Genomic DNA, 26,290 nt, shown 5'->3' on the forward strand with positions numbered 1-26,290 from the left:
GCTTTGTATTTGACTGCTTTCACTGCGTATAAAATAGATCACTTAATTAATGAAACTGGTATAAATCATTATTTTTTAGATTTACTGCTTTCCTTCAAGTAGTTAAAAAAGTCACTATCAGGCTTAATCACCATAATGTCACTTTTACTATTAAAGCTATTTTCATAAGCTTCTAGACTACGGAAGAAATTATAGAATTCAGGATCTTTATTGTAACTATCTGCATAAATTTTAGCGGCTAAGGCATCACCCTCACCTCGTATTTCATGCGATTGTTTTTGTGCTGTCGCTAACATTACTGTTACTTTAGCATCAATAGTTGCCTTAATAATTTCAGACTGCTCTTGACCTTGAGATCTATGTTCTTTTGCCACACCAGTACGTTCTGCACGCATACGGTCGTAAATAGAGTTACTTACTTCAGTAGGTAAGTTAATCGCTTTTACACGAACATCAATCACTTCAATGCCTAAGTCTTCGCGGCTACTTTTAGCACTAGCAAGTGCTTGCGCCATAATACCGTCTCGATCACCTGACACAATCTCTTTAATGGTACGAGAACCAAATTCAGTTCTTAATCCGTTGTTTATTTTCTGCTTCAATAAAGCGCGTGCATTATCGATAGAACCGGTAGTTCTTAAATAATACGTTGAAAAATCAACAATACGCCATTTAGCATATGAGTTAACCATTAAATCTTTTTTCTCAGACGTTACAAAACGATCTGGTGCTTCATCAAGGGTTTGAATTCGCGCATCTAATTTTTTAACGTTTTCAATAAACGGAATTTTAAAGTGCAATCCTGGTTCATAAACTAGCATAACGCCAGCGTCATCCCGTTTAATTTTAGAAAACTGAAATACGATACCTCTTTGGCCTTCTAAAACTACAAATACCGACGAAATAACCAAAATAATCAACGCGGCAATTATCGCAATAATAAAGTTTTTCATCGCTTAATTTCTCCCGTTATTAAATCGATCAGCACGCCCAGCTGTACTAGGATTTGTGCTTGATGGTTGATTGCTAGTGTTCGCTGGCATAGAAGACTGCGGCACTATATTCTGATAGTTAGGTTGCTGCTGCATTATCTTATCAAGTGGTAAATACATCATGTTATTACCCCCTTCTACATCAACCATTACCTTGCTTGTATTGCTGTAGACTTTTTCCATTGTAGCAATGTACAAACGAGTACGTGTTACTTCTGGTGCAGCTATATATTCAGGTAATAACTTTTCAAATAGAGCTACTTCACCTTGTGCATCAAGTACACGTTGTTCTTTATAAGCTAAAGCTTCTTGCTCAATACGTTTAACTCGGCCACGTGCACGAGGCTCTATACCTCTGGCATATGCTTCAGCTTCTCGTAAGTAACGCACTTCATCTTCTTGTGCTGCAATTGCATCATCAAAAGCATCTTTTACTTCTTCTGGTGGTCTTGCATCTTTAAAGTTAACATCAACAATGATCAAACCTAAGTTATAAGGTTTTATAATACTTTCAAGCTCAGTCCAAACGGCTTGACGTACTATTTCGCGACCGCTAGTTAAAATATCATCCATGCGTGAATGACCAACAACATAACGTAAAGCGCTGTCTAAAGACTGACTTAAGCTGTCATCTGCATTAGTTACACTAAATACATAAGCACGTGGATCAACTACACGGTATTGGATCTGCATTTCAACACGAACGACGTTTTCATCTTGGGTTAGCATGAAGCCGGCCGAAGGTAGATCACGAGTAGTTTGCATATCAACTGGAATAATATGATCAACAAAGGTCCATTTCCAACGCAAGCCAGGTTCAACCACGCCTGCATATTGACCAAAGCGCAGTACTATACCTTTTTCTGCTTCTTTAATGGTATAGAAGCCACTAAATGCATAGACTAATATTGCTATAATCAGTACCAGGCTAATGCCTAGACTAGAGAAACTTTTACCGCTACCTCCTCCTGATGGTTTACCACCGAAGATACCGCCAAATTTGTTACCTAAGTCTTTTAGCAAATCATCTAGGTCTGGTGGACCTTGATTCTTTCCGCCTTTGTTATTATTCCAGGGATCTTTATCTTTATTCCCTGGTTCGTTCCAAGCCATGCTGCTCTCCGAAAAGTAAATTGATTGGAATAAGGTTTGCCAATCGACACTATTAATATTGGGGCCTAATATATCAGGCTGTTAACGTTCAATAAAGCCTTCAATGAGGGCTTCGTCTTGTTTTATCAGCTTATTCCATTCACTAGTTGGCATTTTAACGTCAACCACGCAATTACCTTCGTCATCGTAGTGCTCGCTGGCAATACAATTAAGACGATATAGTACACTTCTGAACTTCCCATAAGCTGGTGGGATTTTTAAACAATATTTTACAATCTTTTTGCCTAGCCTTTCTGCTAAGGCTTGAAATAAAAGGTCAATGCCAACACCACTTTGAGCCGACAGCCACACTCTAACAGGCAGGCCTTGATCATCTCTATCAATGCGTGGTTCAACATCTTCCAATTGATCTATTTTATTACATACCAGTAACTGTGGCACGTCGCCAGCATCTATTTCTTTAAGCACCTCTTCCACTTGTTCAATATTTTCGGTCCGTCTTTCATCAAAAATATCGATTACATGCAAAAGTAATTCTGCTTCTCGCGTTTCAGTTAATGTAGCTTTGAATGCTGCAACTAAATCATGCGGAAGGTGACGAATAAATCCAACTGTATCAGCCAGTATTACCCGGCCTACTTCCTCAACTTCAATTTTACGTAAGGTTGGATCAAGTGTCGCAAATAATTGGTCGGCCGCATAAACACCAGCCTGAGTAATACTATTAAATAACGTTGACTTACCCGCATTGGTATACCCAACTAATGATACTGTCGGTAGTTCAGCCCTATTTCTTGCTCGACGACCCTGTTGCCGCTGTTTTTCAACTTTTGCTAATCGTTTGCGAATATTCGTCATTCGCTCACGTAATAAACGTCTATCTGTTTCTAGCTGTGTTTCACCGGGACCACGTAAACCAATTCCGCCTTTTTGTCTTTCAAGGTGAGTCCAACCTCGAATAAGACGGGAGCTCATATGACGCAATTGTGCCAACTCCACTTGAAGTTTACCTTCATGCGTTCTGGCCCGTTGTGCAAAAATATCTAATATCAGCGTAGTACGATCGACAACTCGGCATTCGCAAAGCATTTCAAGTTGCTTTTCTTGAGATGGTGTTAAGCTGTGGTTAAAAAGGACTATATTTGCATCAAACATTTTTACTGCTTCTGCAACTTCACCTGCTTTGCCACTGCCAACAAAAAATTTGCTGTCAGGACTATTTCGCTTGCCCGTTATAACAGTTAATGCATTAACACCTGCAGAGGACACAAGCATTTCAAACTCTTGCAGGTCTTCACGAGCATTCTCGTCGGGAAAATCTATATGAACAAGTATCGCTTGCTCACCTGCTTGATAACGATCAAACAAATGAGCAACACCAGACAATACGAGATTTTGTCATTAATCTTCTAAATCCTGATTTAAGCCTGCTTGGGCAGGTTGTGGCGCAGTATTAACTGCACGAGATGGAACCACTGTTGAAATAGCATGCTTATATACCATTTGACTCACAGTGTTTTTAAGTAAAATTACAAATTGGTCAAATGACTCAACCTGTCCTTGTAATTTAATACCATTTACTAGGTAAATTGCTACCGGAATGCGATCACGACGTAAAGCATTTAAAAATGGGTCTTGTAAAGATTGCCCCTTTGCCATTATTTGGCCCCTTTTCTTATTTTTAGTTAAATTGAAGTATTACACTTATTATTTTTTCTGTTTTCGTAATAAAACTAACTGCTTAATACCGGAAACATTGTTAATTATACATCAATGTTTAGAGTTTGCTTAACGCAGTTATAATTTGTTGCAAATTATTTTCATTTTCCATATCTAGCCAGCGTATTTCAGGCCAATTTCTTAACCAGGTTAATTGCCTTTTAGCCAATTGCCGAGTTGCACAAATACCTTTAAATACCATTTCTTCATGGTCGTAATCGCCATCAAGGTGCTGCCACATTTGACGATAACCTACACAACGAATAGAGGGAAGGTTTTGGTGTAAATCGCCACGCCCCCTTAACTTATCGACCTCTTGCTCAAAACCTTGAGCAATCATTTGCTCAAACCTTAAGGCAATACGAGCATGTAGATCAGCTCTTTCTTTTGGCGCTATTGCAAACTGTAATACATCGCCAGCTAATATTGCACCTTTGACTTTTGTTAACTCTGTCATCGTTTTACCCGATATTCGATAAACTTCTAGTGCTCGAGTAATACGCTGAGGGTCATTTTTGTGTATACGATGTCCCGCATCTGGATCAACCGTTAACAACGTCTGATGAAGATATTCCCATCCATGAGTTAATGCTTCTTGCTCTATTTTAGCTCTAACATCAGCATTGGCTTCAGGTAAAGGCGAAATACCTTCAATTAAACTTTTAAAATACATCATGGTGCCACCCACTAAAATCGGCACGCGGTTGTTAGCTCTTATTTGTGCGATTTCATGCAAGGCATCTTTGCAAAACTCCGCCGCCGAGTAACTCTCACTCGCATCTTTAATGTTAATTAATCGATGTGGATACTTGGCTAATTCTTCTACTGTAGGTTTTGCAGTACCTATATCCATACCACGATACACTAAAGCAGAGTCAACACTTATAATGTCACTATCAATACTATCATGCAACGCCATCGCTAATGCGGTTTTACCCGACGCAGTTGGCCCCATAATACAAACGACCGGTGGGAGCTTGTTTGTAGATGTTAATGTTGTTGGCATAATATTAAGTTAATTGCTTTTTAACAGATGTGAGGTCAACTTCGGTAGAATTCAAGCATAAACCTTGCTTTAACTCATTTAAGTTTAATTGTAAGTATTTTTGCCAAACTTGATATGACTCTTGTGCTTGATAGGCTTTATCCGCAACTCGTTCTGCCATAAGCTGTTGCCAATGGCTAGCGTTAACTGTGCCATTTTTTAATTCAAGTTCTTTCAACGCTTTATATAACAAGGTAAAACATTCAGAGATGTTTTGCTGACGCAGTAATGCAGGAAATTGCCTGATTTTAATTTCAGTTGTTGACAGCATTTCAGTTTCGATACCAACATGAGTGAACTCTTTTTGATATTTCTTAACTAATGCGCTGTCATTATCTGGCAACTGAAACTTTATCGGCAATAATAAAGGTTGGCTCACTAAACCTTTTTCCCATTGCTGTTGTATTTTTTTTAACGCGAGTTGCTGAGCAAGCTTAATTATCGAGATTAAGCGAATGTCTTTTTCTAACTTAAAGAGTACGAATTGCGGTTCAATAAAACTCAACCATTGGATATTGTTTTCGTTGTGTACCTCAATATTAGGTGGCTCAAGCGTCTCACCTTCATTCGTACCTAATGGAGTCATTAAACGTTGATAAGCTTTGCTTCCATTACGACTAATCTGCCCTTTACCGTAATTCCCTCCGGTTGAAACAGCATAATTACTTGAATTAGAATCGTTAACATGACGAATAGGATTAACGTATGATTGTTCTCTGGTTGAATTAGGCGCTACGGTAGTCGCTTCAGTCACGTCAGTCGCTTGTGTTTGTTCAGAATACTGACTTGCCAATGTTTGTTGGCAAACAGAAAAAATAAAATCATGAACATAACGCGACTGATGAAAGCGAACTTCATGTTTTGCAGGGTGAACGTTTACATCAACCTCTTTAACATTCAGCGTTAAAAACAAAACAAATGCAGGATAAGTTTCTGCCGGTAAAGAATCACTATATGCTTGACGAATCGCATGATTAATGAGTTTATCTCGCATCATGCGACCATTAACATAGCTATAGCATAAGTCATTTTGCTTTCTACAGTAATCAGGTGTCGCCATCCAGCCGTGTAAATGCAGGGACTCATGCTGACAGTCAAGATATAATGCATTATCAACAAAAGCTTGCCCACACACTTGTGCTACCCGCTTTTCGTACTGTTGTTGGTTAGATGCAGCGCGATACTGGCGGATAATTTTGCCATTGTGTGACAAGGTAAAGCTTACGTCAAATCGCGCCAACGCTATGCGCTTTATCACTTCGTCTATATGCGTAAATTCGGTTTTTTCGGTGCGTAAAAACTTTCGTCTTGCAGGGGTGTTAAAAAACAAATCTAGCACATCTATTGTAGTGCCGTCGCTATGCGCTGCCGGCAATACAGTGACTTGCATATCTCGACCTTGTGCACAAGCCTGCCATGCAGACTCTTGTTCAACAGGTTTGGACGTTAAGGTTAAACGTGAAACTGAACTAATACTTGCGAGTGCTTCACCACGAAAACCTAAGCTGCTAATGCCTTCTAGATCATGTAAGTCTTTAATTTTACTTGTGGCATGTCGACTTAACGCTAACGTTAATTCACTTTGAATAATACCTACGCCATTATCAGAAATTTTAATCCGTTTAGCGCCACCTTTTTCTATATCAATTTTGATCACAGTAGCACCAGCATCTAAGCTGTTTTCTACCAACTCTTTTACAACAGAAGCAGGACGCTCAACAACTTCTCCCGCCGCTATTTGGTTAGCAAGACGAGCAGGTAGAATTTCTATGGTCATTTTTAATTATAATCTGTGCGTGGAATTTTAAGTGTTTGCCCAATACGAACCACACTTGAAGTTAAATTATTAACCGATTTTAATTGCCCAACAGAGACATTATAACGCTGTGCAACAACCGATAACGATTCGCCTCTAGCAACTTTATGCTGTTTTAACCGCATCGATGCCAGTAAACTACCCTCTGGAGGGTTACTTTCAAAGTAATGATTTACTGCGGTAAAAATAGCTTTTGCTAACTTCTGTTGATGGGCTGAGTTATTTAAACGCTTTTCCTCTTGAGGGTTTGAAATAAAGCCTGTTTCAATCAGCACTGAAGGAATATCGCCAGACTTAAGCACCGCCAGGCTCAGGCGTTCAGGTCTTTTTTTGTGTAATTTGGTTACTTTTTTCATTTGCTTAATCACGTGCTCAGCAAACTCATAGCTACTTGCCATTGTGTATTCTTTCTTCATGTCAAATAAGGTAATAGCAAGGTTATCGTCTTTGGTATGTTTAATCACTTCACCAGCACCACCCAATAACTCAGACTCTTTCTCACGATTCGATATCCAGCGTGTAAATTCAGAGTCGGCACGTCTTGTCGATTGCACCAACACTGACGCACCGCTAGGCTGGGATGAAGTGAATGCATCAGCATGAATTGAGACTAATAAATCAGCACTATTTTTTCGTGCCAATTCCACCTTCCGGTCATGGTTTACGTAGTAATCTCCGGTTCTTATCATCACTGCTTTTAAACCTGTTTGCCTGTTAATAAGACGAGCTAACTTTTTGGCAATATTAAGGGTGATATGCTTTTCATAGCTGCCTGATGCTCCAATAGAACCGGGGTCATCACCACCATGCCCAGCAACAACAGCAACAACGACATCACGTTTATCATTAAGTTTTTTAGTAGCGACGATTGATTCTTTTCGTTGTTTATCAAACAAATCAACCACTAAGCGATTGCCATATTGTCCTGCTGGCGCCAAAGGAAAAACAGTTAAGTTAAAGTTTTCAGCAAGTTCAAGTACCAAGCGCATACCACCTTTTTCTTTTGGAGTAGAGGTACGAATACGTTTTATACGCGTATCGTTTTTAGCGAGATTTTCTAACTGAACCAAGTTTAGTGTTGACTTAAAATCGATAACTAAACGCTGAGGGTTGTTTAAACTAAAATAAGTAAAATCTGGCGTTGCCTTGAGATCAAAAACAATACGAGTATTTTCTGGTGCAGGCCAAACACGAATACCATCAATGGTATTGCTTGCAGCATTAACAAATGGAGCAAACACCCAAAATGTTAGCAAAAAAATAATAAATGTACGTATTGTTACTGCCGAATTCATCTTACTAACAACCCTAAATTATTTAGTTATTTATATTCCCAATACTGGCTAATTTATTCACATCTGCACAGTGGGCTCTACTCTTCAACTTAATGCTGACAGTAGCTGTTTCCCTATTGTAGTGTGCGCAATTACCATGAGTACACGCTGCTCATTTTGATATTCTATATTAACTGTAACATCAGGTTTAGCCAATAGCCCAGTACCTTTTTCCGGCCACTCAATAAAGCAGTTACTTTGTGCATTAAAGTAGTCACGTATTCCCATATATTCGAGCTCTTCTGGGTCTGCTAATCGGTACAGATCAAAATGATACACTTGCCAGTCGCCAAGATCATAAGGTTCAACCAAGGTATACGTTGGGCTTTTTACATTCCCTTTATGCCCTAATCCTTGAACAAAACCTCGGGTCAGGGTTGTTTTTCCAGCACCCAAATCACCATTTAAATAGACGACAATACCATGATTAAGTTTATTTTTTACAATTTCGGCTAATTTTTTACCAAAATTAACGGTGGCAGTTTCGTCGATTAGATTGAATTTTTTTTCTACTAGGGTGGTAGATATCGGCTCGTTCATCACTTAATTATTATCCGTAGAAAGTTATACGCTATGAAATTATACCTGATAATTGCTTATGCATGCCAACTATAGCCCAGACCTTAATGTTACGTGTTATTACTCTTATCCAACTAAGCGATTTAAATAGGTATAGTCTGTCGTTCAATTGCGTTTTTATGATAAACTTTGCACTATCTTAACGGGCAACAATGTTTATCACTCGATGACCTCACCTACTATTAATTATCTAGCACTGGCAGAGCAAATAAAGTCTTGGGGACAATCTCTTGGTTTTAATAAAGTAGGGATCACTAATGTTAACTTAAGTGATCATGAAGATAACTTAGCTAAATGGTTAGCCAACAATTACCATGGCGATATGCATTACATGGAAAGCCATGGTCTGATGCGAGCTCGACCCGCAGAATTAGCTCCTGGAGCCCTAAGAGTTATTTCCGTTCGTCTAGACTACTTACCAACCGACGCAAAGTTTGCCCAAACACTGCAAAATAAAGACAAAGCTTATGTTAGTCGTTATGCACTTGGACGAGACTACCATAAATTAATGCGCAAACGTTTGAAAAAGCTAGGGCAACAAATACAAGATTATTGTGCCGAATTAAATTACCGCCCTTTTGTTGACTCAGCCCCAATATTGGAAAGACCATTAGCTGAAAAAGCAGGGTTAGGGTGGGTAGGTAAACATAGCTTGCTACTCAGTAAAGAAGCAGGCTCTTGGTTTTTTATTGGAGAATTATTAGTTGATATCCCACTTCCGTGCGATCAACCGGTGAGTGAAAATTGTGGAAAATGTGTCGCTTGTATTAAAATTTGTCCAACAAATGCCATTGTTGAACCTTATGTGGTGGATGCTCGTCGTTGTATTTCCTATCTAACCATTGAGCTGAAGGAGGCTATTCCTCTTGAATTCAGGCCGCTAATGGGTAATCGCATTTATGGCTGTGATGATTGTCAGTTGATCTGTCCATGGAATCAATATGCACAATTAAGTGCAGAGCAAGACTTTCAGGCTCGTCATAAGCTAGATCAAGCCTCTTTAATTGAACTGTTTATGTGGAATGAAACTGAGTTTCTAAGTAATACCGAAGGTTCACCCATACGAAGAATAGGTCATCAGCAATGGCTACGTAATATTGCTGTTGCTTTAGGAAATGCTGATTATAGTAATACCATCGTTGAGGCGCTAAACCAACAATTAACGATTGCATCAGACTTAGTTAAAGAACATATTAACTGGGCACTTAAGCAGCAGATGATTAAAAAAAGTGAGATTACAATCGCGGTTAATGAACGACTAAACGCCCGCTTAATTCGTTCAGTTGAAAAGGGCTTACCCCGAGATGCTTAATTCATATTAACCAACAAACTTTAATTATTGCTCGTCCTCACTTTTTACTTGGTCTTTTTCGGTTAGCGCTTTCCAACGCTCAATTAACTTATTGACCACTGCCTGTGTTGCTTCACCTAAATTAGCCGCTTCGAATGTGGTTATTGCTTTAACTGCATATTCCAAATAAGCATCGTCTAATTCATTTTTTTCTTTCATGGTTATCATGATATTCATTAGACTTGAAGCGAACTTTATTGAGGTAGGTGCTAAATGTTGAGCTTGAATTATTGCTTCTAAAGCAGGTAAATAACGACCTTTTTTAACGTGCTCTTCAGCCATTTCATGTAAATGTTTAGGAGTATAATGAATGTCCGAGCGCTCTTGGGTCTCTTGTTCTATATACCGATTGATCACTTGGCTGGTTAATGAGTCGCCCAATATTTGGTTTTTAATCGCTTGTAATAACAGCGCTGCTTCTTCTCTCATACCAAGTTCATGAAAAACTTTTACTTTATCAAGGTTATCCTCAATAGAAACGCTGGGTCGCAAACTAATTTGGCTATCAATTAAACGCTGCGCTTTATCAGTCATTTTTTTTGCATTCCACAAACGTGCTTGAATAACCACTAGTTGCTGGGTTAAGTCGTGTTCACGGCCGTAGTCAACTTCTAAACGTTTAATGTATTTTTCCGCTTGTGTTAAAAGCTTTTCTGCATTTTCATCCGAGACGGTACAAACGAGATCTATTGCAGAACGAATAACATTAAGCATTAATTCGGGTGAGTCATGAATTGAGTTTTTTGCCTGTTTAGCAATGTTTTGGGTGGCTAGGTATTGCCCTTGGTGATCATGGTTTAAGCGTGCTAAATCCCAAGATTTACGATTTCTATCTATGTTTCGAGGGGATAATGCAGTAGCTTTTTTAATTTCTTCGTAAGCTGCCTGGTAGTTTTCATGCTCAATATAATATTGTGCTAATAGATCATGCGTCGCAAAGCATGTTTCTGGTTTTTCAATCAAAGTTGTAATTAATGCTTTAATTTCATCTATTCTACCCTGCTTTAATAACGATTGTACGTAGCCAATGTAAACCCATCCGTATCGAAATTCTTTAAGTACACCTTTATAAAAGATCTCAGCTTCTGAATATTCAAGCAATTTGAGTAAGGCTTCACCCTTCATTCGTAAAATATGTGCTTTATACTTAATTAATGACTGATCAGCTAAGCACCTATCGGCAAAATATATCGCTTTAGAATACTCGCGCTGATCAAGCGTATAGTAAATATTAAAAAGCTGCTGCTTTACTTTTAACGTATGCACCAGCCTATCTTGAACAAGTTTAGGCACTAAAGGTTTAGCCCAAAAATCGTCTGGGTCTAACTCTATAATGGCATTAACCAATGATTTATCCGTTTCTGTACTGAGAAATATTAAAACAGTAGTGCGAGTAACAAAGCCTTTTACCTTTAACTCTTCTAGTAAATGAAAGCCATCTCGATCGCTATTTACATTAAACGAACATATTACGATATCAAATTTCTTCTCATTACAGAGCCTTACTCCATAGTATGCACTTTGTGCGCAGCTAACCATGCGTATACCTAGCTCATATAAAGACTTTTTTAACACGTCATGAATTAAGAGGTTGTCGTCAATCACCAACACACGCAATTGTTCAAAATTCATTAATCGATTTTTAATATCTACGTCCATTAAACCTCATTACAACGCACTTAGCGCTATTGCTTATTATTAATTTTACGCTTTTCGCAGTGTACTAAAATCTCTCTTTGTTGATCTTCGTCTAATTCGCGCCAATGGGTTATTTCACTTAACAGCCTAAAGCAACCCAAGCAAACATCATCATTATTTAAGCAGCATTTGCCTATGCAGGGGCTTAAGTTAGTATTTCGGTCAGTAGTCAATTGATATCACCGCTCATTAAATTGCCTGTGCAAAGTCAGTGAGCAGCAGGTATTTATTCTTAATGTCTAACATTGCTTCGCTACAACCATTAAAGTTTTTATCCGATAACAACCCCTCAACCACTTTACACGATTGCAATAGGTTATCTGCTGCCATAATTTTTGCTATTGTAATTATCTCCTTCAGAGCGTATTCGGCTTTTTGCAGTTGTTGCTTGGCGATAGATTCGGTTAATTCAACAATTTTGACTTCTATCTCATCAATATAGTCAAGTATCATAAAAGCTGCCAATTCAGACGAACCTTGGTTGTGTGCATATTTAACAAGATCGAAAGCTTCTTCACCCCCCTTCACCGTATTTTCTATTGGTGCTTGAGCAACCGGAATTTTTGTAATCATAGACGCTTGCTGCGATTGATGAGTTGCTAAATTACGTGTGAGTGGTTGTTCTTTTAACCAAGTACTTAATCCATTAACCAAGGCTGCAACATCTAAAATATTAGGTAATAACTTAACTTCCCAATGAGAGCACTCTGGTGTAACGTTATTTTGGTACTGTTCTATTTGTTGAGTTGAAAATGCATAAATACTCCGCTTAACTTTTTTACCCACGTCTAATGCAATAAGAGGTGAAACCTCAAATTCATTTAATAAAATAAGAAAACGGCCTGATTTCCACTCTTTTAACATTTGCTGCTGATTACACACTAAGTGGACCTGTAAGCCCATCCAGTGCAATAGTCGTTGTAGTACTTCATGTTGTTCTGGGTTTTTAACTGCAAGTAAAACTTCTACGTTAGTTGGCACAAAACGGTATTGCTGAAAAATATCTGCAGCTAACAATAAGTTTGATGCATTTGTTCCCTTGATGAACCGTTTTAACGACGCAGCAAAAGTAGGTGAGTTTAAGCACCACGGCGTATGCTTAAACAAACCAACACGGTGCATAGCCTGATTACACAGTGGCTGCAAAACAAAAACCTTAGGTATTAATCCTTTGGGTAAACCGGCGATATGGCGTTGAATCATTTCGAAGTCATTGTTAAAAATATCATCTGCAACAATAACAAGGTCAAGCGCTTTTTTAGTTAAGTGTTTTACATTTACCTGTTGAATAAAGTGCTTGGTTTTAGTGATAGTAGATAACGCCGCTTGGTGTTTTTTAGCCAGTTGTTCAACTGCAGTAATGGTAAGAGAATCGTTACTTAACAATAATAAATTTCGTTGGTTAAAGTCGACCCTTTCATCAGATAATAACGATGAAGCTGCCGTAGTAATAGGTATATTAAAAGAAACTTGGTAACCATTTTCTACTGTTTTTGTTTGTAGGCGATCACAGTAAGTGACTTTGAATAACTTGAAAAAATACTGAATAATCGAACTCTTTGTTTCAATTTGTTGTTCATCACTTTGTAAAAGTGCTGTAATAACGTCAGGCACTTCAGCCTTACTTTCTGAATTTATTACAGTGAACACAAAGTTTAAAATTTGTTGGCCTGAATTTTTATCGACCATTGAAACAGCAAGGTGTAATGCTGCTTTAAACTGATCCTTCAATAACATTTGGCAGAAGTGATTGAGTGTTTGATGAAATAACGGCGTATTTAATTTACAAGCGTCTATAACATTATTATCTACTGAATAACTTACGGTATTTCGCTGTAAGTTAGCATTTACTAATACGTTAATAATAAGCGTATAAAGCTCATTAAGAAAGCTCACATCAGTTAATTGCACTTGCCTGTCTTTAGCGCGTAATATTGCAAACAACTGTAGCTGCTTAGACCACTCAAGCATTCGCATTAAATGGCGATACACTTTGATTGACGGTACCCCATAACCTAATGAAGCGCTCTGACTTTGTAATAGTGCTCTAACAAGCCGTTTGTTAAGCTTTTGGCTAAAGTTAACTTGTTGCAAACGTTGGTTCTGCTCAGCTTTAAGTAGCTGTTGATTCAAAGACTCTACATCTTGCTCAAGCTTAACTTGGTGGGTTTTTACGCTTAGAGTACCTTGCCAGCCATTATCGATAAACTCCAAAGTAACATTTAATTTCCTACCCTGCTTATCTGACACAACTACTTCAACTATACCTTTATCAGACTTTGCTGCGCGAGCTTCAGCTACCAACTTTTGGACAGCTTGACGTGAAAACCCATGATACCAGCGCTGTTTCTCTGTTAAGTTTAGCATTTGGCGAAACATCACCGAAAGTTCATCACTTAATACACGGGTGTCCCACGCTAAAGTGTTCGCATGACGAGAGATCAATAACGCTTGGTGGTTAAGAGTTGATTTAAGACGCTGATAATCATTTTCGCTATGCTCCGGAAGCGTAAGTTGGTTTAACAAATCAAGCGTTTTTTGCTGCTCACCTGATAATATCTTTGAATTCACCTCACCTTGAATATACTCCTCAATAAGCGCAATTGAGTGACGCTGATTAAACTTAATACGTTGGTAAAGTAAGTAAAGTAGAAAAAATAGTGTTATCAATAGCAAGCTAAAGATTGCAGCAACTATAATATAAACTACCTTTTGCGATGTTGTTACCGCTGGGGGCAACCATGAAAGTAGTATTTCAGGCCAAATTTTATGCGATGGCTGCTTGCTTAGTGTAAACCTTTTAATAAGAGGTGTAAGTGTTTGACGATGCTCACTAACCAACGAAATAAACTCTTGGCTAATACGAATATGACTTCGCCACTTAGCAATGCTTCGTTGGTCTATCCATAACAAGTTGTTTAATCCCGTTAATGAAGCGACTACTTTAGGACTAATCGATGTTTCATCTTCCTCAACTTTTTCTAACCACTGCTGCATTAAGGTATTTAGTTTATTAGTAAACTCAGTAAAGCGATCAATATTTGTAGATACCGATAAATTCTCGGCCATAATAATTGCTTGCGAAAAAACATTAATGCTGTGTTGATAAAAATCTGAATTTTCTAGGGAAACGTTAAGTAATGCATCGGTTAAGGCTGTGTTGACTATTTGCAATTGAACAATAGTGCTTTGCTTGAGTTGTTCATTTTTTTCATTATTAACTGACAGGCGCTTAACTGATAATATAAAAGGCTCTATTTCAGTAAGTAAACGCCTGGCTAATTGCTTTTCGTTCGCTTGATTATAAATTAATGCTTGAAGGTTTTGTTGATAGAGTAATAACCACGTTTCAAAACGTTGAGGATTATGATCTATTAATACATTAGTCAGTAACTGCTCGCTTTCAGTTAATAACCTATGATTATTAACTTTTTTTTCTATTGCAGGTAGCGTTTCATTGTTAAGTGTTAAGAGCGATAATTCGCTTTGATAAAATGCAGCAAGTATTAAAAAAAAGGAAATACTAAATAGGAAAGCGATTAACAATAAACGCCCTTTAATTTGCTGATGAAATGAGACTGAAGAATCCATACTTGTCATTAATTACCCAAAATAAGTGCTATTTATGCGTCTTTATTTATGACTGCATGAACACAAATAAAGAAAACAATAGTTTAGGGGATAATCAACAATAAGCAAAGCGTAAATCGAGCCTGTAAGCAGCTCGATTAATTTATCCGCTAGGTTTTTGTCCTTTTAGTCACCCAAGCCCAATTCATAAAACAAGCAATAGGCTCTTCTCCTGACTCATCGGTAATTTGAACTTCTATCATTAAGTCTCCTTTATCCTGCCCTTTTATCTGCTGCACTTGTTCTGTTGATATACTTGCAGTAGCTTTTAAGCCTCCTTCCATACGGCGTAAAAAATCTATTTTCATCGACTTTAATAAAGGCAACTGTGAATCGGGCAAATTAATACCGAAAACAATACCTGTAGCAGACTCAGCTAATAACGCAGCAGCAATAGCATGAACACCACCGATATGATTTTGAATTTTTTTCTTATTGGCTAATTCAATTTCAACCTGATCTTTGTCAAGTTTAGTAATACGAATGCCCGTTGTATTGGCATATTTTACTTGAGAGCAAAATAGTTTGGTATAAAGCCAAGGACGCATAAATTTTGGTGCGCAATTTATTTTACCCACCATTTTGCTTAAACGATTACCCATGCGAAATATCTCAGTATTTTATATTTTAGGTATTGCCAACTATACTGGTCAGACCTGAAAGGTCAAGCAACAATAATTTCGTATAAATAAAACTAAAGGTAACCAATGCTGTTAGGGCGTATTAAGTGTTTTTTTTATTAACTGCTCCACCACTTGATATTCTAGCTCAATGGACTTACTTAATTGACGACAAAGGGTTATATCTTCTTGCTTAGCTGCTTTTTCTATTTGATCGGCAAAGCCGCGCAGTATTAAAGCACTTATATTACCAGTGGTACCTTTTAATGCGTGGCCAATTTGCCATATTCCATCGAAATCGTTTGTTTGAATAAAATTATTTAGCGCAACAATTTTCTCTGGTGTTTCTTCAATAAACATCGCGAGCAATTTTTTATATATCTCATTATTGCCCATTAAACGATCTAACGCTTTAGCTTGATCTAAAGTCTGGTCAGCCTCTTGCACAACCTCTTTTTCAACTGTGTTAGGCAAAATGTCAGATATTGAAAACCTCTGCAAAGTATTAAATAATTTTTTGTTATCAATTGGTTTTGTTAAGTAATCATTCATGCCTAATGCGAGGCATTTATCACGCTCGTCCGACATGGCATTAGCAGTAAGCGCAATAATTGGAGTTACTTTAAATTCTTCACCTGCTTCACCACTTCTAATGCTTTTAGTTGCTTCATAACCATTCATAATTGGCATTTGGCAATCCATTAATATGGCATCAATATATATATTGTTTTTCTTCGCTTCTACCAGCTTTTCAATTGCTTGTACGCCAGAGCTAGCAGTTATAGTAGCTGCATGTACTGAGTGGAGTAAATGGCAAGCAATCGTAATATTAATGTCATTATCATCAACCACTAAGTACGTTTTATTAGCAAGAATGGGAAAATCTATTTCATTAGTATTATCGTCATTAACCGCTGCAGTAAAGTACTGTAAGAGCTCTGTTTTGGTTGAGAACAACCTAAAAAATGAGGCTAATTTAGTCGGTCTATTTAAAAATGAAAATAAATCATGAATCTCGTTATACGTTTCTGAATGGCGGGAAAGAAAAATACTACGAGCTAAGATAGTAGGATTATCTTTTATTTTTTGATATTCAGAGTGATGGCAATCAACAATAAAATAATCGGGTTGTTCATTAACAATTTCACCGCCAAAAAAGCGAATGCTGTTTTCCCACTTTTTATGAATAAACTCGCTACACAATAGTAACTTAAAGGTCGCATTATTGAGTATATTGGTATCAGGTAGCTCCTTCGCTTTATTAGCAGGAGTATCGATATAAAAGCTAAATGTGCTTCCTTGCCCTTTATCAGATTCTACTGATATTTCTCCTCCCATTAACTCGCAAAGTTGTTTACTAATGGATAGTCCTAACCCTGTACCACCAAATTCAGACGCAATAGTGCTGTCTGCTTGGCTAAATGACTTAAATAATTTTGACTGTAGGTCTTTAGCAATACCAATACCAGTATCTATAATTTTAACTTCTAGCCTAACGTTATCATCTATTGTGTATGTATGTGCAAGTACATAAACGCCACCGTGCGGCGTAAATTTCAAGCCATTACCTACTAGATTATTCAATATTTGAATTAAGCGTCCCACATCAAGTACTAAAGAAAAATGTTTGATACCTGTCACATCAAACTCGAGATCGATATTTTTATTAAATGCTTGTGATGACAGTGATAAAACTGTGTCTTCAATGGCCGTGATCACATTGCATTCGTCGACGACTATTTCCAGTTTTCCAGCTTCAATTTTTGATAAGTCTAAAACATCATTAATTAAGGTACTAAGGGCTGAAGCGCTTAAGTTCATCATATCGAGTAATGAGTTGATATGTTCGTCGTGACGTTCTTTAGCCATTAAGCTTAATGAGCCCAGTATACCATTTAGCGGAGTACGCATTTCATGACTAATGGTTGAAACAAATTGGCTTTTAATGTTTGATGCATTAACTGCTTTCTCGCGTGCTAGCTCTAATTCGGCAGTTCTCGCTAAAATTTGCTGCTCTAGCGATGAATTTATTTCCTGTATTTCATGTTCATATTTTATTTGTTCTGAGATATCTTGAATAAATAATGCGTTACCTATTTTTATATTATTATTATTTACAATGGGCGACATTTTTACCTGTAAATCAGCAGCATTATCAGTTGATTTGATTTGCAGATTGTTATTACTGCTAGGTTGAATCAATTTGTCTACAAAGTCTGCTGTAAAACTAGAGAGATCTAGTAATTCTTTACTCGGTTTATCCCCACCGAGTTCTGGAAAATACTTTAAGGCTGCCGCATTATAACTTTCAATTATAAATTCATCGTTAATCGCAATAATACCATCGGAAGCCCCTTCTATAATTGCTGCAAATTCTGTTCGTGTTTTACGTAGTTCAGCAGCACTTCGAATATAAAAGAGTAAAATAGTTAAAATTATAATAAAAACAACAAGGATAATGACAAGGTACCCTAAGCTAGAAAGCCTTCTTTCTAAGAGCATTTCGTCAAATTGATTTTCTGTAATCGAGTTTACAAAAGTAAATTGGAAAGCACCGCCCACTTCAGCTTTAGCAAAGGTTAGTTCATTAAATTGTGTAATGTAATTATCAGTATTGTTACGTTCCTTAGTTATTTTAAGCGTATTAGCAAACCAAGGCTGAGCGCTATAAAGTTTATCCCAGGTTAATTCCGGAGATAAATCTTTAGTAAATCGATAGTTTTTATTAGGGTGAGCTATTATATTTCTGTATTGATCTAGTAGTGAAAATTGTGCGTCGCGCTTATTACTCGCAGCTTGTAATTGTACAAGTAATTTTTGAGCGGATGTATTAATAATCAACAACGCATGCAGCTGGTTCGATTCATCAAACACAGGTAAAGCAAACCTAATTGTTGGCTTTATCGGGTATTCTATTTTGCCATTCTCTCTGTTTAAATCTAGCTCTGAAACATATGCCGTATCTTTTGCTAACCTAATAGTGTGCTGATAATAGTCGGTATCGCTTTTATCTTGCAATTTTGTTGACATAATACGCTTAATATCTTGTCCTACTTTATCAACTCTCACTAATTCATAACCTGTAGTAGCATCAATTAACCTTACTTGAAGAACATCAGAATAATTGTGTACTAAAGATGAAAAGATAGAAGCTAACCGACTTTTCCACAAATCATTATCCTCAGTATCTAGACCAATAGTATTACTAATATTAGCTTGGTTAATTTCATGAATTGGTGGAGTTTCTGACAAAAAATTTAAATGCCGGTGTTGTCGGTCGAGGAAAGCATTCAAGATATCTTCTTGCTCAGAATATACACTCGATAATATTTGAGTAATGTTTAATTGGGTGGCTTCAATTTGGCGTTGATCTTGTAGTTTAATGATAATGGCAACAAACAATATAAAAGTAATCGCGAGCAAAGGAATAAAAGCGTTAGATCGCTCACTTACTGTTTTTTTAAAACCCATTATTACTCTCTATGTTGTTAAGTAGTAGTTGCTCAAAATTACTGGCGATAAGTGGCTTACTGTAAAAATATCCCTGACCTATATCACAACCTAGCTCTGTTAGCGATAGGCTATGCTTTTCTGTTTCAATACCTTCGGCGATTATTGTTAGACTAAGCGCGTTTGCTAACCCTATAATTGCTTTAACAATACTCAGGCTTTGCTCATCCTTTAACATATCAAACACAAATGACTGATCTATTTTTAATGTATGAACGTTAAAAAGCCTTAAATAAGAAAGACTGGAATAGCCCGTGCCAAAGTCATCAATTGCGATAGAAATTCCTGCTTGCCTAAATCGCTGAAGTAATAACTTAGTTGCTTCAAGATCGTGCATTAACGCACTTTCGGTTACTTCTAATTCCAAATACTTAGCGGGTAGTTTTGTTTTAGATAATATATCAATAACTTGATCGTAAAACTCAGGGCTAGACAATTGCTTTGGTGCTATATTAACAGCAACTTTAATTCGATGACCAGCAGCTTGCCAACGGTATGCCGTTTGGCAGCTTTTTAGTAGAACTTGCTCACCCAGCCTATTTATTAAACCAACTTCTTCTGCAACTGGAATAAAGTCTAACGGAGGAATGTATGAACCCTGATGCTTTAAACGTGCCAGCGCTTCTGCCGCTACTATCTTTCCATTAGACAAGTCTATCTGAGGCTGAAAGTGCACCTCTAAAGCATCTGTTTTAATTGCTTCTCTTAGTACGGTTTCAATATTATGCCGTTGAAGTAATGTGGTTTCTAATTCATTAGAAAAAAAACAATGCTGATCACGCCCTTGTTCTTTCGCTCGATACATTGCAACATCAGCGTGGCGCATCATTCTTTCTTCAGAATTAGCATCAAACGGATATAAGCTTATACCAATACTAACCGTTAACTTATATTCTTGATCATTAATAACAAAGGGAGCTCTGAACGCTTCAACAATATTTTCAGCAATATTATCCACGTCGGTGTATTTGTTAATATTAGGGACTAAAAGTACAAACTCATCACCCCCTATTCGTGCTAATGTGCTCGCTGCTGCTTTAAACTTTACTAGCCGTTTAGCCATCATTTGAATGATTCTATCACCTTCATAATGACCAACAGAGTCGTTAATTAACATAAAGCGATCTATATCGATTAACAATAATGCTATTGCTGATTGATTCGTTTGGGCTATATTTATGCTTGTTGTGATTCTGTCATGCAGGAGCACACGATTAGGTAGGTCTGTTAGCTGATCGTGGTTAGCGATATGGTTCATTTTTACTGCCATGGCAACTGCTTCACTCACATCATGAAAAACGATTACAGCACCTATGATTCGATTTTTATGTTTAATGGGTGATGCCGAATCTTCCACGCGATAAACAACATTATCTCGGCTCACTAATTGACAATTTAGCGCTAAACCAACAATACGGTTTTGTTCTAACGCTAATCTTATAGGGTTAATAACGGTTGCTTTAGTTTCTGCATCGCGTAGCGTCATTACATCTTCTATTTTTCTAGATAGTGCAGACTTCATTAACCAACCAGTCATGTGTTCAGCAATAGGGTTCATGTAAGTTATTAAACCTTGGGCATCTGTAGCAATTACAGCATCTCCTATTGAGTTTAAAGTAACTCTAAATCTCTCTTTTTCTTTAAATGACACATTTTCAGCATGTTGAAGCGCTTCGCTCGCCTTTTTAAGTTCGATATGATTTTTAATGCGTTGACGGCAAATCTTTCCATCTAAAGGCTTAGAAATGAAATCGACGCCACCGATTTCTAATGCTTTATACTCAATATTAGCCTCAGTATGACTAGTAATAAAAATCACAGATACATCAGCAGTGTTTGGATCAGCTTTTAGCATTTCACATAATTCAATGCCATTTATACCACTCATTTCAATATCTAGTATTGCAATACTTGGCTGATGTTTTTTTGCTAACACTAAAGCCTCTTCTCCAGAAGAAGCTGAAATTACCACGCCTAGTCCATCAAGCAAAGACGCCAATATAACCAGGCTATCTGGCTCATCGTCTACAATTAAAATATTAATCTCTTGGTCTAAAACAACGTTATTACTAGCCATTAATTATCATCCATAATATCCACTGATTCGTTTACAATACTCACTACTAGATTGATTGTAGGACAAATAGTCTAAAATCGATAGTATATTCTATTAGATACTTATTTGTTCAAACAGAATTAATATGCTGCATTAAGGCAACCTCGCTTTAAAGCGTTTAATGAAGCAAAAATTATGCTCCGTTGGATATCCTCTCAAGTTACAATTAATACCATTTAAAAGTATTTAACTAAAAATAAATATCACACACAAAAAAGGCCACTTTCGCGACCTGTTCTTCATGCTCGATGAGCCCTAAAACATTATCAATTAAGATATAATTTTAAATACTACACCAGCACCAACTGTACGACTTTCAGCTTCGTCGCATTCATATAGGGATATATGCCATTACAATAACGCAGGAGCAGTTATCGAGAGCCCTCGCCAAAATTTGCTAAAAATTGTCTATTAAGCTATTTTTCTTAACCCATTTTATCATCACGAATAAATCCCTAGAGATCGCAGTACAAATACAAAAAAAGACGCCGAAGCGTCTTTTTTAAGGTTTAGATGGTTATCTAATCATCAATTAAGAGATGATTTTAGATACTACACCAGCACCAACTGTACGACCACCTTCACGGATAGCGAAGCGTAAACCTTCGTCCATCGCTACTGGGTTGATTAGCTCTACAACAAACTTTAAGTTGTCGCCTGGCATTACCATTTCAACACCTTCAGGTAATTCTACTGCACCTGTAATGTCTGTTGTACGGAAGTAAAACTGTGGACGGTAGCCTTTGAAAAATGGTGTATGACGACCACCTTCATCTTTGCTTAACACGTATACTTCTGATTCAAACTTAGTATGAGGAGAAATTGAACCTGGCTTACATAATACTTGACCACGCTCTACGTCTTCACGCTTAGTACCACGTAATAAAATACCACAGTTCTCACCTGCACGACCTTCGTCAAGCAATTTACGGAACATTTCTACACCAGTACAAGTCGTTTTAGTTGTATCGCGAATACCTACGATTTCAACTTCTTCACCTACTTTGATGATACCACGCTCTACACGACCTGTTACTACTGTACCACGACCTGAAATTGAGAATACATCTTCAATCGGCATGATGAATGCACCATCAATTGCACGCTCTGGATCTGGAATGTAAGTATCTAAGTGGTTAGCAAGCTCAATTACTTTCTCTTCCCATTTAGCTTCACCGTTTAGTGCGCCTAATGCTGAACCTTGAACTACTGGTAAGTCATCACCCGGGAATTCATATTCTGAAAGAAGTTCACGAACTTCCATTTCTACTAATTCTAATAATTCTTCGTCATCAACCATGTCACACTTGTTCATGAATACGATGATGTATGGAACACCAACTTGACGTGATAACAAGATGTGCTCACGTGTTTGTGGCATTGGACCATCGGTAGCAGCAACTACTAAGATAGCGCCATCCATTTGTGCAGCACCTGTGATCATGTTTTTGATGTAATCAGCATGTCCTGGACAGTCTACGTGTGCATAGTGACGGATTTCTGTATCATATTCGATGTGAGAAGTATTGATTGTAATACCACGCTCACGCTCTTCTGGAGCATTATCGATTTGTGCGAAATCTCTTACTTCACCACCGTAAGTTTTTGTTAATACCGCAGAGATTGCAGCTGTTAACGTCGTTTTACCGTGGTCAACGTGTCCAATTGTACCAACGTTTACATGTGGTTTTGAACGTTCAAATTTTGCTTTAGCCATTTTCAATTACCTTAAAAAGATATCAATTAAATTAAATTATTTATCCTCTCAGCGAGAGTTAAAAGATGTCGCATTTAACCGTTTATTCTAGTTAAGGTACAAGCCCTTGTCAAAATAATGGTAAATGTTTAACCTTAGAACAAACTCACTGGGAGCTTGTTTTACATTGAGTTATAAAAATCATTTTTCATAACTCAAAATTTTGTACCAAAGTTTAAACCTCAACTTTGGTTAAAGCGTGCTAGATAACACCACCACGCCCTTCAATTATTGATTGTGCTACTGCTTTTGGTGCTTCGTTATACTGCTTAAACTCCATTGAGTATGAAGCGCGCCCCTGGGTTGCACTTCTTAAGTCTGTTGCATAACCAAACATTTCAGCTAAAGGTACTAAGGCATTTACAATTCTAAGCCCGCCAAAGCCTTCATCCATACCATCGATAATACCTCTACGACGATTTAAGTCTCCAACCACATCCCCCATGTTTTCTTCAGGAGTGGTTACTTCAACTTTCATCATAGGTTCAAGCATAACTGGGTTGGCTTCTAGCGCACCATTTCTAAAACCGATAGATGCAGCAACCTTAAATGCCATTTCATTAGAGTCAACCTCATGGAATGAACCATCATAAAGTGTCACTTTCACGTCTAGCATTGGGAACCCAGCTAATACACCGGAGTCCATTTGTTCTCTACAGCCTTTCTCAATTGCTGGTATGTATTCTTTAGGTACACTGCCACCAACAATTTCATTCACAAATTCGAAGCCTTGACCTTCTGGTAGCGGCTCCATTTTCAGCCATACATGACCAAATTGCCCTTTACCACCAGATTGACGTACAAACTTACCTTCAACTTCTACCGCTTTACGAATGGTTTCACGGTAAGAAACCTGCGGTTTACCCACATTACAGTCAACACTAAATTCACGCTTCATTCTTTCAACTAGAATGTCTAGGTGTAATTCACCCATACCTGAAATAATGGTTTGACCTGTTTCTTCATCAGTCTCAACATGGAATGATGGGTCTTCGGCTGCGAGTTTACCTAGTGCAACACCCATTTTCTCTTGGTCAGCAACCGTTCTAGGCTCTACCGCTATTGAGATCACTGGTTCTGGGAAAATCATACGCTCAAGCGTAATTACATGGTTAGGATCACACAAAGTGTCACCTGTAGTTACGTCTTTCAGACCAATTGCGGCAGCAATATCACCCGCATGTACTTCTTTTATTTCCTGACGGTCGTTAGAGTGCATTTGTACAATCCGCCCAAATCGCTCTTTTTTTCCTTTGATCGGGTTGAAAACGCTGTCGCCAGTTTTCACTACACCTGAATACACCCTAAAAAAGGTTAACGTTCCTACAAAAGGGTCTGTCGCAATCTTAAATGCTAGTGCTGAAAATGGTGCTTTATCATCAGCCTCGCGTACCCCTTCTGTTTCATTTTTGTCGTTATTAATACCAGTAATTGCAGCCACTTCTGTTGGCGATGGTAAATATTCAACAACACAATCTAAAACAGCTTGTACACCTTTATTTTTAAAGGCGGAACCACACGTACAAAGAATAACTTCGTTATTAATAGTACGTTGGCGTAATGCGTTTTTAATTTCTTCTTCGGTTAAATCGCCTTCTTCAAGGTATTTATCCATTAATTCGTCGTTCGCTTCCGCAGCTTCTGACACTAGCTTTTCATGCCACTCTTCTGCAAGCGCTTGCATATCTTCTGGAATTGGCTCATAGGTAAATGTCATACCTTGGTCAGACTCATTCCAGTTAATTGCTTTCATTTTAATTAGGTCAACAACGCCTCTAAATTCTTCTTCAGCACCTATTGGTAACTGAATAGGTACTGCATTAGCACCTAAACGTGTGCCTAGCTGGTCAACTACATTTAGAAAGTTTGCGCCTGTACGGTCCATTTTGTTCACAAAGACCATACGAGGTACTGCATACTTTTCCATTTGTCGCCAAACGGTTTCTGTTTGTGGCTGAACGCCTGACGAGCCACATAACACCAGTACAGCACCATCAAGTACACGCAACGAGCGTTCTACTTCTATGGTAAAGTCAACGTGCCCTGGCGTATCAATAATGTTAACGCGATGGTTTTCAAACTGCCCATCCATACCTTTCCAAAAACAGGTAGTGGCTGCCGAAGTAATTGTGATCCCACGCTCTTGCTCTTGCTCCATCCAGTCCATTGTTGCCGCGCCATCATGCACTTCACCAAGTTTATGGGATAGACCTGTATAGAACAAAATACGTTCAGTTGTTGTCGTTTTACCTGCATCTACGTGCGCACAAATACCAATATTTCGGTAACGCTCAATAGGGGTGATACGAGCCACTAATTATTCCTCAGTACTAAACTTAAAAGATATATTCAAATAATTTCAGCGTTACTTATTAAAATTATTAGACTATAGCCTGATTAAATATCTCTATAGTAGAAAAGCGTAATTGTAGACGATTAAATCAACAACTACGCTATCTGGTTTTATACTATCGTGATTACCAGCGATAGTGAGCGAATGCTTTGTTCGCTTCGGCCATACGGTGAACGTCTTCACGTTTCTTAACCGCTGAACCTTTGCTATCTGATGCATCTAGCATTTCGTTAGCAAGGCGCTGAGCCATTGATTTTTCACCACGTTTACGAGCTGCTTCAACTAACCAACGCATGGCTAGTGCGTTACGACGCACTGGACGTACTTCAACTGGTACTTGATAAGTAGAACCACCAACACGACGAGACTTAACTTCGACTTGTGGACGGATGTTATCTAAAGCTTCTTCAAAAAGCTCTAAGTGAGTTTTTTCAGAATTTTTTTCAGTTAAAATGTCTAATGCACCGTAAACGATTTTTTCTGCAGTAGATTTTTTACCATCAACCATAAGGATGTTGATGAATTTTGCTAAAAGTTCATTATGGAACTTAGGATCTGGCAATATTTTACGTTGCCCAACGACGCGTCTTCTTGGCATCTTAATTCTCCGTTGTATTCAGGATTAATCCAAAATATAAAATTAGTAATTTGGCCTTAC

General features: G+C 37.8%; 18 protein-coding genes. 1 reads left to right on the forward strand and 17 read right to left on the reverse strand.

The window, feature by feature from the left end; all coding sequences use genetic code 11:
- Positions 1-68 precede the first annotated feature (68 nt).
- The 8 genes from hflC to tsaE form a co-directional block, all read right to left on the reverse strand.
- Positions 69-953 carry a protease modulator HflC gene (hflC, locus tag QUD79_RS15760; RefSeq protein ID WP_184424220.1) on the reverse strand — a complete coding sequence of 295 codons (885 nt, stop codon included), beginning with the start codon at positions 951-953 and terminating at the stop codon, positions 69-71.
- 3 nt (positions 954-956) lie between these two features.
- Positions 957-2,105, reverse strand: a complete 1,149-nt coding sequence (hflK, locus tag QUD79_RS15765; RefSeq protein WP_184424219.1) for an FtsH protease activity modulator HflK — start codon at positions 2,103-2,105, stop codon at positions 957-959.
- An 81-nt stretch (positions 2,106-2,186) separates the two neighbouring features.
- On the reverse strand, positions 2,187-3,473 hold the full coding sequence (gene hflX / locus QUD79_RS15770; protein WP_184424218.1) for a ribosome rescue GTPase HflX: 1,287 nt from the start codon (positions 3,471-3,473) through the stop codon (positions 2,187-2,189).
- A 33-nt stretch (positions 3,474-3,506) separates the two neighbouring features.
- On the reverse strand, positions 3,507-3,764 hold the full coding sequence (gene hfq / locus QUD79_RS15775) for an RNA chaperone Hfq (protein WP_184424217.1): 258 nt from the start codon (positions 3,762-3,764) through the stop codon (positions 3,507-3,509).
- A gap of 118 nt (positions 3,765-3,882) precedes the next feature.
- Positions 3,883-4,830 carry a tRNA (adenosine(37)-N6)-dimethylallyltransferase MiaA gene (gene miaA, locus QUD79_RS15780; RefSeq protein WP_184424216.1) on the reverse strand — a complete coding sequence of 316 codons (948 nt, stop codon included), beginning with the start codon at positions 4,828-4,830 and terminating at the stop codon, positions 3,883-3,885.
- A gap of 4 nt (positions 4,831-4,834) precedes the next feature.
- Entirely contained in the window at positions 4,835-6,646 is a 1,812-nt protein-coding gene (gene mutL / locus QUD79_RS15785) for a DNA mismatch repair endonuclease MutL (protein ID WP_184424215.1), read from the reverse strand.
- A 2-nt stretch (positions 6,647-6,648) separates the two neighbouring features.
- A complete protein-coding gene (locus QUD79_RS15790; protein ID WP_184424214.1) occupies positions 6,649-7,980 on the reverse strand; it encodes an N-acetylmuramoyl-L-alanine amidase in 1,332 nt (443 codons plus the stop codon).
- Positions 7,981-8,064: 84 nt separating this feature from the next.
- Positions 8,065-8,559: a tRNA (adenosine(37)-N6)-threonylcarbamoyltransferase complex ATPase subunit type 1 TsaE gene (gene tsaE, locus QUD79_RS15795; protein ID WP_184424213.1), complete on the reverse strand. Its 495-nt coding sequence runs from the start codon at positions 8,557-8,559 to the stop codon at positions 8,065-8,067.
- Between the two features lie 205 nt (positions 8,560-8,764).
- On the opposite strand from tsaE, the gene queG reads away from it, so the two are divergent.
- Positions 8,765-9,910 (forward strand): tRNA epoxyqueuosine(34) reductase QueG, encoded by a 1,146-nt coding sequence (gene queG, locus QUD79_RS15800; protein ID WP_184424212.1) that lies wholly within the window; start codon positions 8,765-8,767, stop codon positions 9,908-9,910.
- Positions 9,911-9,934: 24 nt separating this feature from the next.
- Here the strand turns inward: queG and QUD79_RS15805 are convergent, their stop codons facing one another.
- The 9 genes from QUD79_RS15805 to rpsG form a co-directional block, all read right to left on the reverse strand.
- On the reverse strand, positions 9,935-11,608 hold the full coding sequence (locus QUD79_RS15805) for a response regulator (RefSeq protein WP_184424211.1): 1,674 nt from the start codon (positions 11,606-11,608) through the stop codon (positions 9,935-9,937).
- 26 nt (positions 11,609-11,634) lie between these two features.
- Positions 11,635-11,820, reverse strand: a complete 186-nt coding sequence (locus tag QUD79_RS15810; protein WP_184424210.1) for a DUF1289 domain-containing protein — start codon at positions 11,818-11,820, stop codon at positions 11,635-11,637.
- Positions 11,821-11,836: 16 nt separating this feature from the next.
- Positions 11,837-15,247 carry a hypothetical protein gene (locus tag QUD79_RS15815; protein WP_184424209.1) on the reverse strand — a complete coding sequence of 1,137 codons (3,411 nt, stop codon included), beginning with the start codon at positions 15,245-15,247 and terminating at the stop codon, positions 11,837-11,839.
- Between the two features lie 140 nt (positions 15,248-15,387).
- Complete coding sequence (locus tag QUD79_RS15820) at positions 15,388-15,879, reverse strand: DUF4442 domain-containing protein (RefSeq protein WP_184424208.1); 492 nt, start codon at positions 15,877-15,879, stop codon at positions 15,388-15,390.
- Between the two features lie 111 nt (positions 15,880-15,990).
- Entirely contained in the window at positions 15,991-19,368 is a 3,378-nt protein-coding gene (locus tag QUD79_RS15825) for an ATP-binding protein (RefSeq protein ID WP_184424207.1), read from the reverse strand.
- Positions 19,358-21,484, reverse strand: coding sequence for a two-component system response regulator (locus QUD79_RS15830; protein WP_184424206.1), 2,127 nt, complete (start codon positions 21,482-21,484; stop codon positions 19,358-19,360). Before QUD79_RS15830 ends, QUD79_RS15825 begins: the two co-directional genes overlap by 11 nt.
- A 571-nt stretch (positions 21,485-22,055) precedes the next feature.
- On the reverse strand, positions 22,056-23,240 hold the full coding sequence (gene tuf, locus QUD79_RS15835) for an elongation factor Tu (RefSeq protein WP_286289064.1): 1,185 nt from the start codon (positions 23,238-23,240) through the stop codon (positions 22,056-22,058).
- A gap of 241 nt (positions 23,241-23,481) precedes the next feature.
- Positions 23,482-25,593, reverse strand: a complete 2,112-nt coding sequence (gene fusA / locus QUD79_RS15840) for an elongation factor G (protein WP_184426788.1) — start codon at positions 25,591-25,593, stop codon at positions 23,482-23,484.
- Between the two features lie 163 nt (positions 25,594-25,756).
- The gene (rpsG, locus tag QUD79_RS15845; RefSeq protein ID WP_184426790.1) at positions 25,757-26,230 is read right to left on the reverse strand and encodes a 30S ribosomal protein S7; all 474 of its coding nucleotides are present in this window, start codon (positions 26,228-26,230) and stop codon (positions 25,757-25,759) included.
- Positions 26,231-26,290: the final 60 nt, after the last annotated feature.

It is taken from the genome of Thalassotalea piscium, from assembly GCF_030295935.1.
Classification (GTDB): domain Bacteria; phylum Pseudomonadota; class Gammaproteobacteria; order Enterobacterales; family Alteromonadaceae; genus Thalassotalea_B; species Thalassotalea_B piscium.

Excerpts from the sequence above, each read along its gene's own strand:
- QUD79_RS15820 (WP_184424208.1), bottom strand. The coding sequence starts at position 15,879 with ATGGGTAATCGTTTAAGCAAAATGGTGGGTAAAATAAATTGCGCACCA.
- QUD79_RS15805 (WP_184424211.1), bottom strand. The coding sequence starts at position 11,608 with ATGGACGTAGATATTAAAAATCGATTAATGAATTTTGAACAATTGCGT.
- QUD79_RS15790 (WP_184424214.1), bottom strand. The coding sequence starts at position 7,980 with ATGAATTCGGCAGTAACAATACGTACATTTATTATTTTTTTGCTAACA.
- hfq (WP_184424217.1), bottom strand. The coding sequence starts at position 3,764 with ATGGCAAAGGGGCAATCTTTACAAGACCCATTTTTAAATGCTTTACGT.
- hflC (WP_184424220.1), bottom strand. The coding sequence starts at position 953 with ATGAAAAACTTTATTATTGCGATAATTGCCGCGTTGATTATTTTGGTT.
- QUD79_RS15825 (WP_184424207.1), bottom strand. The coding sequence starts at position 19,368 with ATGGGTTTTAAAAAAACAGTAAGTGAGCGATCTAACGCTTTTATTCCT.
- hflK (WP_184424219.1), bottom strand. The coding sequence starts at position 2,105 with ATGGCTTGGAACGAACCAGGGAATAAAGATAAAGATCCCTGGAATAAT.
- rpsG (WP_184426790.1), bottom strand. The coding sequence starts at position 26,230 with ATGCCAAGAAGACGCGTCGTTGGGCAACGTAAAATATTGCCAGATCCT.
- miaA (WP_184424216.1), bottom strand. The coding sequence starts at position 4,830 with ATGCCAACAACATTAACATCTACAAACAAGCTCCCACCGGTCGTTTGT.
- QUD79_RS15815 (WP_184424209.1), bottom strand. The coding sequence starts at position 15,247 with ATGACAAGTATGGATTCTTCAGTCTCATTTCATCAGCAAATTAAAGGG.
- QUD79_RS15830 (WP_184424206.1), bottom strand. The coding sequence starts at position 21,484 with ATGGCTAGTAATAACGTTGTTTTAGACCAAGAGATTAATATTTTAATT.
- tsaE (WP_184424213.1), bottom strand. The coding sequence starts at position 8,559 with ATGAACGAGCCGATATCTACCACCCTAGTAGAAAAAAAATTCAATCTA.
- queG (WP_184424212.1), top strand. The coding sequence starts at position 8,765 with ATGACCTCACCTACTATTAATTATCTAGCACTGGCAGAGCAAATAAAG.
- tuf (WP_286289064.1), bottom strand. The coding sequence starts at position 23,240 with ATGGCTAAAGCAAAATTTGAACGTTCAAAACCACATGTAAACGTTGGT.
- mutL (WP_184424215.1), bottom strand. The coding sequence starts at position 6,646 with ATGACCATAGAAATTCTACCTGCTCGTCTTGCTAACCAAATAGCGGCG.